The organism is Brevefilum fermentans, from assembly GCF_900184705.1.
Lineage (GTDB): Bacteria > Chloroflexota > Anaerolineae > Anaerolineales > Anaerolineaceae > Brevifilum > Brevifilum fermentans.
Window position 1 is genome coordinate 2,188,103 of the sequence record NZ_LT859958.1, and the last position, 15,954, is coordinate 2,204,056.

The 15,954-nt window shown below is 48.9% G+C and carries 16 protein-coding genes; 12 read left to right on the forward strand and 4 right to left on the reverse strand.

Annotated features, from left to right (window positions below; all coding sequences use genetic code 11):
• Positions 1 to 14: 14 nt before the first annotated feature.
• The gene (locus CFX1CAM_RS09525) at positions 15 to 1,181 is read left to right on the forward strand and encodes a hypothetical protein (RefSeq protein ID WP_087862805.1); all 1,167 of its coding nucleotides are present in this window, start codon (positions 15 to 17) and stop codon (positions 1,179 to 1,181) included.
• Positions 1,182 to 1,184: 3 nt separating this feature from the next.
• Here the strand turns inward: CFX1CAM_RS09525 and CFX1CAM_RS09530 are convergent, their stop codons facing one another.
• Complete coding sequence (locus CFX1CAM_RS09530) at positions 1,185 to 1,952, reverse strand: nucleoside phosphorylase (RefSeq protein ID WP_087862806.1); 768 nt, start codon at positions 1,950 to 1,952, stop codon at positions 1,185 to 1,187.
• A gap of 180 nt (positions 1,953 to 2,132) precedes the next feature.
• Here CFX1CAM_RS09530 and CFX1CAM_RS09535 point away from each other — a divergent pair, with 180 nt between their 5' ends.
• On the forward strand, positions 2,133 to 3,593 hold the full coding sequence (locus CFX1CAM_RS09535) for a hypothetical protein (protein WP_157891832.1): 1,461 nt from the start codon (positions 2,133 to 2,135) through the stop codon (positions 3,591 to 3,593).
• Here CFX1CAM_RS09535 and CFX1CAM_RS09540 read toward each other — a convergent pair.
• Positions 3,578 to 4,432 carry a DNA-methyltransferase gene (locus tag CFX1CAM_RS09540; RefSeq protein ID WP_087862808.1) on the reverse strand — a complete coding sequence of 285 codons (855 nt, stop codon included), beginning with the start codon at positions 4,430 to 4,432 and terminating at the stop codon, positions 3,578 to 3,580. The two genes, CFX1CAM_RS09535 and CFX1CAM_RS09540, sit on opposite strands and share 16 nt — an antisense overlap.
• A 178-nt stretch (positions 4,433 to 4,610) precedes the next feature.
• Between CFX1CAM_RS09540 and CFX1CAM_RS09545 the strand changes: the two genes are divergently transcribed.
• From CFX1CAM_RS09545 to CFX1CAM_RS09555, 3 genes are all read left to right on the forward strand, one after another.
• Positions 4,611 to 4,982, forward strand: a complete 372-nt coding sequence (locus tag CFX1CAM_RS09545; protein WP_087862809.1) for a PadR family transcriptional regulator — start codon at positions 4,611 to 4,613, stop codon at positions 4,980 to 4,982.
• Positions 4,969 to 5,997, forward strand: coding sequence for an HAAS signaling domain-containing protein (locus tag CFX1CAM_RS09550; protein ID WP_087862810.1), 1,029 nt, complete (start codon positions 4,969 to 4,971; stop codon positions 5,995 to 5,997). Before CFX1CAM_RS09545 ends, CFX1CAM_RS09550 begins: the two co-directional genes overlap by 14 nt.
• Positions 5,998 to 6,589: 592 nt before the next feature.
• Positions 6,590 to 6,958, forward strand: a complete 369-nt coding sequence (locus CFX1CAM_RS09555; RefSeq protein ID WP_087862811.1) for a hypothetical protein — start codon at positions 6,590 to 6,592, stop codon at positions 6,956 to 6,958.
• On the opposite strand, the gene CFX1CAM_RS11445 is transcribed toward CFX1CAM_RS09555, so the two are convergent.
• Positions 6,955 to 7,140, reverse strand: coding sequence for a hypothetical protein (locus CFX1CAM_RS11445; protein WP_157891833.1), 186 nt, complete (start codon positions 7,138 to 7,140; stop codon positions 6,955 to 6,957). The genes CFX1CAM_RS09555 and CFX1CAM_RS11445 overlap by 4 nt on opposite strands.
• Positions 7,100 to 7,267 (reverse strand): hypothetical protein, encoded by a 168-nt coding sequence (locus CFX1CAM_RS11765; protein WP_087862812.1) that lies wholly within the window; start codon positions 7,265 to 7,267, stop codon positions 7,100 to 7,102. Before CFX1CAM_RS11765 ends, CFX1CAM_RS11445 begins: the two co-directional genes overlap by 41 nt.
• Positions 7,268 to 7,638: 371 nt before the next feature.
• Between CFX1CAM_RS11765 and CFX1CAM_RS09565 the strand changes: the two genes are divergently transcribed.
• The 7 genes from CFX1CAM_RS09565 to CFX1CAM_RS09595 all read left to right on the forward strand — a co-directional run bounded on the left by CFX1CAM_RS09565 (position 7,639) and on the right by CFX1CAM_RS09595 (position 15,866).
• Positions 7,639 to 8,253, forward strand: coding sequence for an inorganic pyrophosphatase (locus CFX1CAM_RS09565; protein WP_087862813.1), 615 nt, complete (start codon positions 7,639 to 7,641; stop codon positions 8,251 to 8,253).
• A 76-nt stretch (positions 8,254 to 8,329) separates the two neighbouring features.
• Positions 8,330 to 9,091: a tRNA (guanosine(37)-N1)-methyltransferase TrmD gene (trmD, locus tag CFX1CAM_RS09570; RefSeq protein WP_087862814.1), complete on the forward strand. Its 762-nt coding sequence runs from the start codon at positions 8,330 to 8,332 to the stop codon at positions 9,089 to 9,091.
• A 9-nt stretch (positions 9,092 to 9,100) separates the two neighbouring features.
• Complete coding sequence (locus tag CFX1CAM_RS09575; protein ID WP_087862815.1) at positions 9,101 to 10,405, forward strand: MFS transporter; 1,305 nt, start codon at positions 9,101 to 9,103, stop codon at positions 10,403 to 10,405.
• A 111-nt stretch (positions 10,406 to 10,516) separates the two neighbouring features.
• Positions 10,517 to 11,617 carry a BMP family lipoprotein gene (locus CFX1CAM_RS09580; protein WP_087862816.1) on the forward strand — a complete coding sequence of 367 codons (1,101 nt, stop codon included), beginning with the start codon at positions 10,517 to 10,519 and terminating at the stop codon, positions 11,615 to 11,617.
• Between the two features lie 116 nt (positions 11,618 to 11,733).
• Entirely contained in the window at positions 11,734 to 13,293 is a 1,560-nt protein-coding gene (locus CFX1CAM_RS09585; RefSeq protein ID WP_087862817.1) for an ABC transporter ATP-binding protein, read from the forward strand.
• A gap of 12 nt (positions 13,294 to 13,305) precedes the next feature.
• Positions 13,306 to 14,592 carry an ABC transporter permease gene (locus CFX1CAM_RS09590; protein ID WP_087862818.1) on the forward strand — a complete coding sequence of 429 codons (1,287 nt, stop codon included), beginning with the start codon at positions 13,306 to 13,308 and terminating at the stop codon, positions 14,590 to 14,592.
• Entirely contained in the window at positions 14,589 to 15,866 is a 1,278-nt protein-coding gene (locus CFX1CAM_RS09595; protein WP_231940983.1) for an ABC transporter permease, read from the forward strand. Before CFX1CAM_RS09590 ends, CFX1CAM_RS09595 begins: the two co-directional genes overlap by 4 nt.
• Positions 15,867 to 15,954 lie beyond the last annotated feature (88 nt).

Here is a 15,954-nt window from a genome sequence, read left to right on the forward strand (position 1 = left end):
GTTGGTACCATAGTATGATACTATATTTCATCATGGGCAATTCACTGCCTTCAACCTCGAATAACAGGTTTGCTTTAAGTTTATTACTGGGCTTCTGTAGCCTTTGCATCCTGGCGATCGTTATTTCCGCGTGCAATAACTCAGCGCCGGTTCAAACTCCAAACGTGATCACCACAACAGCGACGGATGATTTGCCGCCGACAATTTCCACCGCCACCGAGGCGATTCCCACACGCCTCCCCTCGCCAACAAGCACGCCAGGTCCCAGTCCCACCAGCACTGCCCTGTCCAGGCTTGCACCACACACATGGTCCGCAAAGCCTATCATGGTAGAAGTTGCCCATATCGAGGGAACCAGCACGGATCCCTTTAATTACTTGCCGCTGTTTGTGCTCTATGGGGATGGGCTGTTGCTCAAGCGCACCTGCCAGGCTAATAATTGCCAATACTTTCAAACCCGCCTGGAGCAAACCGACCTGTGTCGATTGGTCAATTCCATTGACCGGACAGGCTTTCTCCACACTGACCCGCTTGCTTTCGCAGTTCCAGGTGAAACGGGAGCAGCAATCCGCCTGGTTGTGAATGTGTACACTGAAAACACGGCCCAAATCCCCAACCTTGATCGCTGGGTAGAAGCGCCGCAATGGTATGAGACTTCCATAGGCCGTCCAGGCAACACCAACGCCCCATTAATCGACCCGGCGTTCATAGAGCTGTATCGCCTGTTAATCACCTATCCTGATGATGACATGACGGTTTATGTTCCGGAGCGCCTGGCAGTGTCCCTCACACAACCGGTGATTGCTGGGGATGCGCTGCCCTGGTCTTCCGAGCGGATCTCACTGGCAGAAATCGCCGAATTAACGACCTGCGCAGATAACCCTAACCGGGAAGCAGCCATCATTTTCGAAGGCGCATTTGCTCTGAGCCTCTCGAGCGCCCTGTCCCAGGGAGACGCCTTGCTCCCCCTGTTCAGCGAAAACGAGGCGGTCTGGCAGGTGCACAGCCACTGGTTGCTTCCGCACGAATATCCCCAAACCTGCGATAAAGAAGCCGGGCTTTATCCCCCTGCAAGCCCATTGGAAATCACCTGGGTATGCGTTCCTGAATTCGGCGTCATCCCCACCGCCACAAGTACGATCACGCCAACGCCAACCATTACCCCCACACCCCTGCGCTGAACCTTACAGTTCGAGCACCGCTTCCGCCGCCAGCCAGAACAAATTTCTGCGAATATCTTTACGCCTATGCCAGTCACGCCCATCCCAGCCTTCCTCAATGACCGCGTCACCGCCGTACAGCAACTGCCCAAATTTTACCTTCCTGAATTTTGCCACCGCAAAAAAGGCGGCGGCTTCCATCTCAACCGTCAGACAGCCTTCTTCCAGGTAGCGGGCAGCTTTTGCAGGAGTTTCACGATAAATTCCATCCGTTGTCCAGGTCTTTGTGCGGAAATAAGCCAGTCCATGTCGCTTGAGGACGGATTCCAGCGCCTCCACCCCGCGCGGGTCTGCCTCAACCTCTCGAGATGGAGCCAGGTAATGGTAAGAGGTGCCCTCATCGCGGATCGCAGCGACGGGTAAAAGCAAGTGACCTACCGCAATCTCCGGATCCAATACACCGCAGCCGCCGCAAGCAATAAATTTGCGGCAGCCCACTGCGATCATCTCCTCGAACAAACCCGCTGCTAAAGGCGCACCAACGCCCGGGTGATAAAAAGCCAAACGCTGACCCTGGAAATCGATTTCATACAAGGGATGCGGTCCGATTTCCGAGCTTGTACGCCAGACCTCTCGTGGGTTGTGATTTTCCTTCACCCAATCAATCACTTCGGCAAAGAAGCAAATTACGCAATGATCGGGTACATCCCTGGGTTGGATTATCTTTCCTGGTTCAATAATCGCTTCCCGGGTAGGATCAAAGTTAAGCAGGGGAATATTTTCGTATATCATAAAAAAAGCCTCCGGTAAGCTTTAAATGCCACAGCAACTGAAAAGTTGGCGTATTTTGCGCAGCAAATCAAGCACTCTCATTATAAAGCAAACCGAGCGCAAAATATTGATGGCACAACCTGTTCAACCAGTGTAAAATTACACCCAACAACCCGCAATAGCATCGGCAAAGCAGCATTTATGGACCAACCAATCAATTTATCAGATCAAAATTCACCTCAAACACCTCTCTTCACGTTTGGCAAGAAAATTACCGTTAAAGAGGCGGGCTTTTCCTTTCAACCCATAGAAGGCTTTGAATTGGAAGTGGATGGATCGGTATATATGTACTCAGAAGACGGGCATCTGGAAATCTGTATGATCGGTGGTGAGCTTGACCCAAAAACCTCTCTTGCTCGGTTCAGCAACGAGCTGGCATCCGATTTTATGATCAATTTCGATGAGTATCAGCTGGTCGACGCCAGTAAGGACTTTATCCAGGGAAGCCCATGCCTGGTGAATGAAATTTATTTCACCCATGCAGATGAGGGCGGGCAGGGAAGGGCTTTGATCTGCTCACCGCACACAAACCAATTCTTTTTCTTGCTGGTGATTGCCACTGCTGAATATTGGTTAGAACGGGGGATGGAGATATTCTCAGCGATCAAAGATCAGGTCCAATTTCATCCGGAGTTCGCGCCGGTCGCCAAACCAGAACACATTAAAAAGCACTCCGACCTCACGATTGAAACCTTCGAAGCAGTCCAATCCAATGAAAGCCTGGTTCTTTCAACACACCGAGGAGCGATCAGCTTACTGCTGGCTGCCAGAACGTTACTCATTCAAGATGAAATAACCCTGATTGAAATTATTGGTCACAAGAATGAAGTGCTTTATCGTTTCGATTCTGAATCCGGAGAATTAACCAGCCAATTCTACAATCAACCCATCCTCAGCAGCCATGGCGAGCTGTGTTTGTTGCTGCCCTTACCGCATCAGCAGACCTTGCCAACCGGGAATTACCGGTTAACCTTTGCCACAAAAAGCGCAAGTCCGCTGCAAGAGGTCAAGGTCATCTTCCGCCAGGGTCGGGTATTCGATTTAGAAACCATTGATCTGAACCTGTGGCTGGCTTCAGAAGATGAACGCTTTAACCATTCCGAATTCCTGGTTGAATTTGAATCTCAATTGCGCACCGCGCTGAAAACACAATTAGCGCCGTTGAAATTAATTCCTGGCAAAATCCTAACTTACCATCCAGCCCCGGATGAGCTGCTTGCTTTTTCCAGCATTAACCTGAACAAAGACCTGGCGGATTGCAGCTATATGATCGCAGAGAGCGTCGAAGTCGGACGCGCCCTCAACGTCGGGCTGGTTGATCGTTTGACCCGCGACGACCCGACCGGTGAGATTGAAATTGCCTCTGTTAGCAGCGGGGCGCCTGGAATGATCCTCTCGCCCACGTCGCCCCACGCCTGTATCCTGGTCAATTATTCAGCAGTCAAAGAAGATTTTTATGTCCTGGCTGATGCGATCATTGAGCAAATGCTGATATTTTGTGGCTTACCGCAACAGCCAGAGTCTGCAGATCAGCCTTTGTCCCTCAGCCCCGATTTACTCCGGCAGCTCAGACGACACCCGCTATTCTATAACACCGTTTGAGGATCAATCCCCACCCATTCAATCGATTGGTGTTCGCGAAAACGCGCCTGCATCACCGCGATTGCCTGGGGGTTGTTGTCCACCAAAAGGAAACGACGCTCCAGCGCAAGACAGACCTCGCCGACAGTTCCGCTGCCAGCAAAAAAATCCAGCACAAGGTCGCCCGGGTTAGATGAAGCTGTAATTATCCTGCGTAAAACACCCACCGGCTTTTGGGTCGGGTAACCGGTTTTCTCCTTGCTGTTGGTGCCTACAATCGTGTGCCACCAGGTATCCGTGGGGAACTTGCCGCGGGCTGCTTTTTCTTTTCCAACCAACCCCGGCGCCATATAGGGGATGCGTTCGACCGCTTCATAATTAAATGTGTATCGTTTGGGGTCCTTTGCATAAAACAGGATGTTATCGTGTTTGGCTGGCCAGCGGGTTTTCGAACGCCCCCCAAAATCATAAGCCCAGATGATCTCGTTAATAAAAGACTCACGGCCAAAGATTTCATCCAGCAAAATTTTACAGTAGTGCACTTCTCGGTAGTCGATATGGAAATACAGGCTGCCTGTTTCGGAAAGCACTCGGTATGCCTCCAGCAAACGCGGCTTGAGGAAGCCCAGGTAATCGTCAAATTGATCCCGGTAGGCTTTTTCGCCAACCACACGGCTTTGATAGCGGTTACCGCCAAAGCCCACCCGGTCGCCATCAGCGTCTATTTCCACCGTGATCTGTTGACGCGCTTGTTGCTTGCCAGTGTTGAAGGGAGGGTCAATGTAAATCAAGTCTACCGACTCATCAGAAATGGTCTTAAGTACTTGTAAATTATCTCCGAAGATGATTTTATTCTCCATACCCCTATTTTAACATCATTAAAACGATATTCTTAGGACAACTTGGAATAAAAGTTAAAAATCAGGATCAATCCACAAAGTTTTAACCTTAAAATATGTCTTAATATCTTGACATACTGTGTATCACATTATATAATATATTTCATAATTATGGTTATCACATTATGAAAGGTGATATATGAGTAAAGAAACGGATCAATCTGAACAAACACAAAACCTGGTCTTAGAGCTCCGGCGCGGGGTGATCGTCCTGGCGGTCCTCAGCCAACTGCATGAGGAGCAGTACGGGTATTCACTGATGAAACGGCTTGAAGATCAGCACATGCAAATAGACCAGGGCACGCTCTATCCCTTGCTCCGCCGCCTCGAAGAACAAAACCTGCTGGAAAGTTCCTGGCGAGTGGAGGAATCTCGCCCACGACGCTATTATCAATTGAACCGTTTTGGCGAAAAAGTCCTCAAGGAAATGAGTGCAGAATGGTCACGCATCAAGACCACAATCGACAACATTTTATCAGATCAAAAGGAGGCAAAAAATGCAAATGATTAATTTATATTTGGCAGAAATTGAAAAACATTTACCCGCGCGCAACCGGGAAGATGTCCTTAAAGAAATTCAATCCACTTTGATGGATATGATCGAGGATCGCAACTCGGATTCGGAACAACCACCCAATGACGATCTGATCATATCCGTGCTTCAGGAGTACGGCAAACCTCGCCAAGTTGCCCAGAAATACATCAAATACACCTCCTTAATTGGACCGAGGATGTATCCCACCTACCTGCAGGTTCTAAAAATCGTTTTAGCCGTTCTCGCTGGCATCAATCTGATTGGGATCATCATCACGATTGCAACCTTTTCAGGCACCAGCCTGGGTCTTTTTGAGACGATCGCTCAGGTCATTGGTGGACTTTTCAACAGCCTGTTTTTAGGGTTTGGCATCGTTAGCCTGGTTTTTGCGATCATCGAACGAACTTTACCGGCAGATTTGAAAATCAAGATTGGAAAGGAGTGGACCTCTGAGGATTTACTCAGCCAGAAAGACCATCACACAATCAAAATTGCTGAAATTGCCCTGGAAATCATCTTTACGCTGGCTTTTGTCGTGCTGATCAATTTCTTCCTCGATCGAATTGGCATTTATTATCTCGGTGAAACCGGATGGATGGTCTCGCCTATTCTCAATCAGAATTTCAATCGCTACATCCCCTTGCTCACCGTAGCCAATCTCTTGAGCATTGTTCTGAATCTCTTCCTGATTCGCAAGGGTCGCTGGAACAAAGCCACGACGGTTGCCAAATTGGTGATCAATGTCTTCACGATTGGAATCAGCATCGCCATCCTGACCGGACCGAATATTCTCACGCTTGATCCTTCAGCATGGAATGCCCTGGACATTGACATTTCGAAAACCGCCGCAGAGCTCACAGGTCTTATGAATATGGGGATGCGGATCCTGATCGGGCTTTCTATCTTTGGGCTTGTACTGGAATCTATCAAACGCCTGGTCGCTGATTTCTTCAATAAAGACCGCGCCCGCTCATTGATCAACGCAAAATAACGATCATTAACCAGAAGTTCCGAGGTTGCTTAAGAAGCAACCCCGGATGATTTTAACCCCATCGATCCGCACAATACCTCATCTGGCATATGGATTGTTTAGCGCCTGGCTACGCCGCAATCCGCCGATTAACGAAGCCGTCCACAAGCCATGCAACTCCAGCAGGGTGATAGTTTGATAGCCATATTGCTCGGAAGAAGTACCAAAACTGGGCGTCTAATCCAGGTCGAAATCCGGCTGAATATTTGCATGTATCCGCTGTTTTGATGATTGCTTTTATTGATTCATCAATTCACATAAAGCCAATACCCTGCATGAGTTGTTTTTCCCCATGAGATCCTATCATGATTAAAGAATTAAAGTATATAATAGCTTTAGCAGGTCATTATTTTGTCTTGATTCTGACCGGTTAACATCATCGGGACAGGTTGCCTTAAGATGGGAATGTTTCAATAACCAGGACAACTCCCGGGGCAGACCAGAAAACAAAATGGAAGCAAAGAAATTGCGCTTATCAAATAACAAGCCAAAACTGTGTCCCTGCTGATGGAGCGATGCGCGGCTAACCAATCAAACAGGAAAGGAAAACAAGATGGGAAATTTCTCAGACGATACCCAAAAAGACGACTTCATGAACGCGTCCGCAGAAGAATGGAGCAAACCTACACCGCCGGCACAAAGACCGCCGGCACAATCCGAGCCAACGGATCGCTGGGGTTCACCAATCACCGATAAAACCGCATCCAGCAGCCCCACCCGCTGGGGATCAGAAACACAATCCCATCCCGGCGGTACAACGCCCGCAAAAGCCCGGAGTGGCTCAAAATGGTGGATCATCCTGATCGTGGTCCTGGTTGTGCTGTGCCTGTGCGCCTGCCTGGTTGCTGTCGTTTTGCCATTGTTAGGTTTACCGGCGCTTGGATGGAACTTATTCCAGAGTGGGTTTGAATTTATTCCTTAACGGTATTTTAAAAACGCCCGGGTCAGTTCAGACGCTATCGTCCCATCGTCAGGTGTGACGATCAGCTCAATCTCAGCATTGCGGACCGCATAGAAGGGGTAAGCCTCCAACATCTTCAAAACCGGGAAAAGTTCATCCAGGTTAACGATCATCACACCGGTGATGGGCACAGAAGAACGCATCGAATATCGAGCTCATAACTCCTAAGAAGCGTAACCCTTCCAAAACTGGATTGCCTGGGTTCATGGCTTCAAACAAAACCCGCCGGTGAAATTTCAGCATCGATAATTCCCGTTTGAGATAATTCATCGAATCGTCGATGGAAACCTTGAGGGTTTGTCCCGGGCCATTCTGATGGTTTTTCGGCGTTACGTTTTCAATCTTTCACGGAATGAACTTTTGCCCACCTGCGTCTATCGGCTATCCTATCAAATATGGTCTGAACGCCGAAAATCGCACCCCGCCTTTTTTAGGTGCACTCACCAGGAGCGGCAACCGGATCACTAATTGAAGATACCAAAGGAAATTGAATGGCGATTAACAGAGAAAGAAAAGCCCGACTTGACAAACAGGTTATCCTCATAGACAATAGTGTTCAGTCAACAGGAGCATTGAATATCAATACACCAGGATATCACCCTGGATCGATGGGTTCCTGGTTGTAATGAAAGGAATTTACCATGAGCTTTCCCTCTCCATTTTACCGTTGGCGGCCTCATCCCTGGCATGGGTTGGAAATTGGCCTCAACCCCCCGGACCTGGTATACGCCTACATTGAGATGACGCCTTTTGATCACATTAAGTATGAGGTGGATAAAACCACCGGTTATTTACACGTTGACCGCCCTCAACGGACATCCTCACTATCACCCTCTTTATATGGCTTTATTCCCCGCACCTATTGCGGAGAGAATGTTAGGTCACTTTCTCCGGAGGCCATTCGCGGCGATGGCGATCCGCTGGATATTTGTGTCATCAGTGAACGCCCCATAAACCGCTCCGAGATCTTTTTAAATGCTGTTGTTGTGGGCGTTTTGCAAATGCTTGACAACATGGAAGCAGATGACAAAATCATCGCGGTTTTAGAAAACGATCACATCTATGGGCACATCCGCACGATTGAAGAACTTCCCGGCGCTATTGTTGAGCGGCTAAAACACTACTTCAGTACCTACAAAATGATCAAAGATCTTAAGCCTGGAATAAAAATTATCGATACTTTCGGTGCAAGTAAAGCAAAAGAGATTGTCAATGCAGCCATTGAAGATTATCGTCTGACCTTTGGCGGTGAGTGAAACCGATTAATTAATCCCTCGATCGCCTGTCCTGATACACCTTGTCAGAAACAAGCCTTGCCGCTAAAATTGATTTATGCGCTTCGATGTTTTCTCCCTCTTTCCGGAGGTGTTCTCTGAATATCTCAATGCCAGCATCCTCAAACGGGCTCAGGAACTCAAGGCGCTGGAAGTACACCTGCACAATATCCGCGACTGGGCAATCGATAGTCACCACACCACCGATGACACGCCCTATGGCGGCGGGGGTGGGATGGTCATGAAACCAGAGCCCATTTTCGCCGCCCTTGAGAGCGTCCTGGGCGCGCCGCCCTCCTGTCCGGTGATTCTCCTGACACCCCAGGGGCGTCTTTTAACCCAAAAAATCGCCTTCGAACTGGCCGAACACCCCCACTTAGCCCTGCTTTGTGGACGCTACGAAAGCGTGGATGAACGTATCTGCCAGCACCTGGCGACAGATGCCATCTCCATCGGTGACTATGTGCTTTCTGGTGGTGAACTGCCGGCGCTGGTGATTATCGAGGCGGTCACACGCTTGCTGCCGGGTGTGTTAGGAGACCCCACTGCCCCCCAGAACGATTCCCACGCCACCGGTTTGCTGGAATATCCCCACTACACACGCCCGCCCGAATTTCGCGGCTGGCGCATCCCGGATGTCCTGCTCTCCGGTAACCATGCTGAGATCGCCCGCTGGCGCCGACACGAGTCCCTGCGGCGAACGTTGCAAAACCGACCTGACCTGCTGAAAAATGCGCTATTGAGCCAGGATGATCTGGCTTTTTTAGAAACACTGGGATACCAACCCGGTGAACCCATCACCCCATCGACACAAACTTAAGGAGAGCAAATGGAAAAACCAAAAATGAACTATTTGAAAACTTTTTTGCTGGGCTTTGGCTTTTTTGGCGTCAGCGTCATCTGGTCAGTTTACAATGCCTTCGTACCGTTATTCCTAGACGAGCGCTTTGGGCTGCATGCCGGTTTTATTTCCTTTATCATGGTATTGGATAACATCGCTGCCCTGGTCATTCAACCACCCCTGGGAATTTTTTCCGATCGCATGCGATCACCAATCGGTCGGCGTTTGCCCTTCATCGTGGTAGGCGCACCGGTAGCAGCTGGTGTGTTCGGATTGATCCCTCACGCCCAGGTGCTGCCATTATTCATCTTCAGCTGTATTACATTGCTGTTGGCGATGGCTTTCTGGCGCACACCTGTGGTGGCGTTGATGCCAGATATCACCCCTTCAGAACACCGTTCTCCTGCTAACGGCGTGATCAACCTGATGGGCGGTTTGGGCACTGTGCTGGCAACACTGATTGGCGGTCCTCTTTATAATATCAACCCGGCGTATCCCTTTTATCTTGGTGGTGGACTGGTAACTCTGGCGGCCATTCTTGTGTTGATCTTCATTCGAGAGCCCAAGGAATACATTGCTTCCAAACTGCACCTGGCAGATAAAGCTGAAGGTAGCCAGATGGAAACCAATGTGTTAAAGAACATCTCAAATGTGTTTACGCAAAAAGATAAAAGCGCTTTATTTATTTTGTTGTCCATCCTGCTCTGGTTTATCGCCTGGAATGCGCTCGAAACTTTCTTTACTTTGTATGGAGTCAACCATCTTGGCTTGAGTGGTGGTGATAGCGCGTTTCAAATCTCTTATACCGGTCTGTCCTTCATGCTGATGGCCATTCCAGCAGGTATTTTAGCTCGCAAGTTTAAACGCAAGAGGGTGATCAGTGCTGGATTGTGGATCATGATCGCGACCATGATCTTAATCTACCTGATCCCTGGAAACATCCTGTTAACCAAATTCGCCTCTTTGATGGGTTCCGGTTTTTATATCATCTCCATCATCCTGATCGTCGCTGGTTTTGGATGGGCATTGATCAACGTAAACTCATTGCCCATGGTGGTGGATATGACTGATGATGAACGCATTGGTACCTATACCGGTTTGTATTATTTCTTCTCACAACTGGCTGCCACCATCGGTCCCGTCTTGTTTGGATGGTCAATTCAGCTTGCAGGGAACAATTACCGGCTGATGATGGTCATTGCCCCGATTTTCTTCTTCCTGGCATTTCTCACAATGCTCGGCGTCAAAAAAGGCGAAGCCAAACCGGTCTCCGTCCCAGAAAGTGAGGTGTAAATCAGATCAAATTGACCTTGTAATTAAACGGATTAAGAATTATACTAAATTAAGGTTTTGCCTTAAAACCTGACACACAAAAACCATATCCAATTAAAGGAGGAGGATCTTATGTCCAAGAAAATTCTGTTCGTTTTTGCTATTCTTATGATTGGCAGCATGTTAATGTCTGCCTGCGCCCCTGCCGCACCCAAAGCAGAGGAACCTGAAACGGCACCTCCGGCTGTAGAGGAGCCGGTGGTTGAAGAGCCAGTAGTTGAAGAGAAAAAACTTCTGGTTTGCCAGATCACGGATACTGGCGGTATTGATGATAAATCATTCAACCAGACCGCCTGGAAAGGCATCGAAGATGCCATTAAGGGTCTTGGCATTGAAGGAAAATACCTCGAATCCCAGGAAGTTGCCGATTACGAGAAAAACCTCAATGCATTCATCGAAGAAGACTGTGACTTGATCATCACCGTAGGCTTTTTGATTGCCGATGCCACTGCTGCAGCTGCTGGCGATTATCCGGATAACAAGTTTTCCATCGTCGACTTTGCTTACGATCCAGCCATTAACAACGTCGTTGGACAACTCTTCCAAACCGATGAGGCTGGTTTCCTGGCTGGCTATGCTGCTGCTGCCGTCACAAAGACCGGAAAAGTGGGTACCTTTGGTGGTTTGCCAATTCCTACCGTCACCATCTTCATGAAGGGTTTTGTCGAAGGTGTTGATTACTACAACTCCGTCAAAGGAACCGATGTTGTTGTCCTCGGCTACGATCTGGAAGATGAAACCAAAGGCTTGTTCTCGATGGACTTTGACGATCAGCAAAAGGGTCGTGAGCTGGCTATCTCCTTAATGGACGAAGGCGCTGACGTAATCATGCCCGTGGCTGGCCCCGTTGGACTTGGTGCGGCTGCTGCTATCCAGGAACGCGGAAACGCTTATCTGATCGGCGTTGATTCGGATTGGTACCTGACTGCTCCCGAATATGCTGCCATCACCCTCACCTCTGTGATGAAAATGATGGACGCCACCACATATCAGGTGATCGAATCTGTCATCGACGGCAGCTTTGCTGGCGGGAATGTCATTGGCACGCTTGAAAATGGCGGTGTGAAAATCGCTCCCTTCCATGACCTTGACAACCTGGTCCCAGCAGATATTAAAGCCGAACTCGAGCAGATCCAGGCAGACATCATCTCTGGCAAAATCAAACTTAAATAAGAACAAGTAAATAATCGAATCGGGTTGGAGATGATCTCCAACCCGAGTTTTCTATTATTACCTGTTTGCAAACTCGAAGCCTCCGTGTAAAAATTTGAACTAGAAAAGGGGATTGTATGGAATTTGTTCTTGAACTAAAAGGAATCACCAAACAGTTTCCCGGCGTACTCGCAAACGATCATATCAACCTCACACTGAAAAAGGGTGAGATTTTGGCGCTTTTAGGCGAAAATGGCGCCGGAAAATCGACCCTGATGAACATTCTTTATGGCCTGTATCAACCTGATGAGGGTGAGATCTTCATCAACGGGAAAAAGGCTGTGATCAATTCGCCAACCGATGCCATCCAAGCCGGCATTGGTATGGTCCATCAGCATTTTATGCTCATTCCGGTGTTTACTGTGGCTGAAAACATCATGCTGGGGCAAGAATCAGTGAAATTTGGAGATTTTCTTGATCGTGCCGAAGCCTCAAAAAAGATTTTGGAGATTTCAGAGCAATTTAATTTGCCAGTAAATCCCAATGACATGGTCAGGGATATTCCCGTCGGTATTCAGCAAAAGGTAGAGATTATTAAACTCCTCTATCGCGAAGCAGAAATTTTAATTTTCGATGAACCTACTGCTGTCCTAACGCCGCAAGAAGCAGATGAATTGTTTGCAATTATGCGGTCTCTCGCCAAGCAGGGCAAATCGATCATCTTCATCACTCACAAACTACGCGAAGTACTTGAAGTAGCTGATCGCATCATGGTCATCCGACTGGGCACAGTGGTCGGAGAAACCATACCGGCTGAAGCCGATAAGAACAGCCTGGCAGCCATGATGGTCGGTCGTGAGGTGAACCTGGTTGTTGAAAAAGAGGTTAAGGTCCCGGGTGACGTAGTCGTTAGCATTCAGGACCTGGTTGTTGTTGACAAATTCAAAAACATCGTGGTAGACCACGTTTCATTAGAAGTGCGTTCCGGTGAGATTGTCGGTGTAGCTGGCGTTCAGGGCAACGGTCAAACTGAGCTGGTTGAAGCCATTACTGGTTTACGCAAAAACTCCGGAGGTTTGATCACACTTTTAGGGGAGGATATCACCCACGCCACCCCACGCCAGATCACTGAATTGGGTTCAGCTCATGTTCCCGAAGACAGACAAGCGGACGGGCTGGTATTGCCTTTCCCGACCGCAGAAAATCTGGTTTTATGCACATATTATAAAGAACCTTTCTCAAAAGGTGTCGTCTTGCAATATCAAACCATCCTCGAACACGCACAACACCTGATCCACGATTTTGACATCCGCACACCCACCGCATTAACCCCCGTCAGTAACCTTTCAGGTGGCAATCAGCAAAAAGTGATCATCGCCCGGGAACTTTCTCGTCCTATTCAATTTTTAATGGCTTCGCAACCCACACGCGGCCTGGATGTCGGTTCTATCGAATATATCCACAAACGCATTGTACAAAAACGTGATGAAGGTTGTGCAGTATTGCTCGTTTCACCTGAACTGGACGAGGTCATGGAGCTCTCCGACCGAATTGCTGTCATGTACCGTGGCAAGATACTGGCTATTGTCGATAGCAATATGGTAACCAAAGAGCAGGTTGGTCTGATGATGGCGGGCGAAATACCAGAAGAAGGGTTTACCGCCAGAGAAGAACGCCTTGTAGAAAAGACCTTTTAGGAGGGCGCGCTTATGAAACGTGAACTTAAAAAACTTGAAGAAGCAGGTCAGGTCTTGCTTCAGGAGATTAACGAACCCGAAGGCGAGCCCACCGGACATAAACGCTCTTTTTGGAATGTGATCTCCATCCCGGCACTTGCGATCCTGACCGGGTTAATCATCGGCGCCATATTGATTGTTGCAACCAGTTCCTCAGTCTATGAAGCCTTCAGTCATTCTTTCGGTGAAGGCCTGGCTGCGATTGGTAAAGAGGTGTTTACCGCTTACAAAGCCTTGTTCACCGGTTCAATTGGTGACCCGGTCCGGATTATCAATGCAATTAGCTCAGGCGATGACCGCCTGATACGGGCGGCTGTAAATCCCTTTCTCGAAAGCCTGGTACAGGCAACACCTTATATTTTTGCTGGACTGGCTGTTGCACTTGGCTTTCGGGCTGGCTTGTTCAACATCGGAGTTGAAGGGCAGTTGTTCATCGGTGCTGCCTGTGCAACCTTCGTCGGCTATGCCATCAAAGGCTTGCCCTTTATCATTCACATGCCTCTTGCCTTTCTGGCAGGCGCATTAGGCGGTGCCCTGTGGGGATTTATCCCCGGCTTGTTAAAAGCCCTTACAGGGGGGCACGAAGTGATCAACACCATTATGATGAACTATATTGCCTTCCGCCTGACCGAATGGCTGCTCTCTGGACCAATGACACGTCCAGGTTCTGGCGGCATGCCGATCAGTCCTATAATTGAGGAAAGCGCACAAATCCCACAATTCTTCAAAAACCCCATTCGTATCCATCTGGGTTTCTTTATTGCTTTGGGGGTCGCCTGGTTGATTTGGTGGTTGCTTTTCAAGACCAAGTGGGGGTTAAATCTTCGAATAGTGGGCGCTAATCCACGGGCGGCTAAATATGCCGGATTGAGTGTAGGAAAATCTTACATGCTCGGCATGGCAATTTCAGGCGCACTGGCTGGCTTAGCCGGAGGCGTCCAAATTCTGGCTGTTAATCGCAGTATGGCTCTTGGTCTATCTTCTGGGTATGGGTTTGACAGCATCGCCCTGGCTTTAATTGGAAACAACCATCCTCTGGGTGTCATTCTGACATCAATTTTGTTTGGCACCCTGCGCAATGGTGCCACCCGCATGATGGTTGTTTCCAGCATTCCCATCGACATCGTGGATGTTATGCAGGCCATCATTTTGATGTTTGTAGCAGCGCCAGCAATCATCCGCACACTTTACCGCCTGCGTAAACCCAAACAAGAAGAAGAAACAGCCTTTGTCAGTGGATGGGGAGGAGGTCAATCGTGACGAACACTTCACTTGCAATTAAACACAAAAGGATTTATGAAATTTCCCCGGGCAGAAAGATATTTATGGGCATTGCCGAGTTGTTAATCGCCCTGATCATCCTGGTTGGATTTGTGCTCAACACCGAAGCGAACACCCTGACCACATTTGTTATGACCCCTGGCGGGATCGAAATCGGTGCAATGCCCGATTGGGTCATTCCAGCCCTACCAACGCTAATCGTTTTGACAATCATCCCAACTTTGATTGGCGTCTATCAGCTCATCCGCGGCTTTGGACGAGCAACTAACGCTATGGTGGGCGTAAGTGCACTCTGCCTCATCTTTGGCTTTGTTACCTGGCAGGCTAGCGGTAAATCCGTTAACCTGGCAGGCATGCTGACCAGTGCCGTTTCACTCGCTGTCCCAATTACCCTGGGCGCGTTCTCCGGTGTTCTTTCTGAAAGGGCTGGCGTTGTCAATATCGCCATCGAAGGCATGATGCTGATGGGAGCCATGGTTGGTTCATTAATTGGCAGTCTCACCCATAACGCTTGGATTGGCTTGGCAGGTTCGATATTGTCGGGGTTATTGCTCAGTTCAATCCATGCTGTTCTTTCCATCAAATACAAGATCAATCAGGTCATTTCCGGGACGGTGATCAACATCTTCTCGGCGGGAATGACAGCCTTTATCTCACAGAAGTACTTGCAGCCGAACCAGGCTCTGAATACGCCGCCGCTATTTGCACGGCTTCCCATTCCTGGTTTAGCCAGCATCCCGCTCCTTGGTCCGATGTTTTTCAACACCAACGTATTTGTTTACCTGATGTTCATTTTGCTGATCGTCATTCAGGTAGCACTATTTTCTACACGCTGGGGATTGCGTCTTCGCTCCGTGGGAGAGCACCCACGCGCCGCCGATACCCTGGGGATTGACGTCATCAAAACCCGCTATGTAGCCGTGTTATTGAGCGGCATTGTCGCAGGCCTGGGAGGTGCATTCTTCACGCTGGGATCAGTGGGTCGTTTTAATGAAGGCATGACAGCAGGCAAGGGGTTCATTGGTTTGGCTGCCATGATCTTCGGCAACTGGCGCCCCTTAGGCGCCATGGGCGCTGGCTTGATTTTCGGTTTTGCCGATGCCATCGGCTCCAAGCTTCTGCTCCTTGGCAGCGCGATTCCACCCCAGATTATGGCTATGGCGCCCTATCTGATCACGATGATCGTCCTTGCCGGGTTTATTGGAAAAGGTGATGTCCCTGCCGCTGACGGCGAACCCTACGAAAAAGAATAAAACTACAAGATCTTTGAATCAACCATAACCACCTGGTAAGCTCGCCAGGTGGTTTTTGTTTTCTAATCAGCGGTATAATTACGCACAA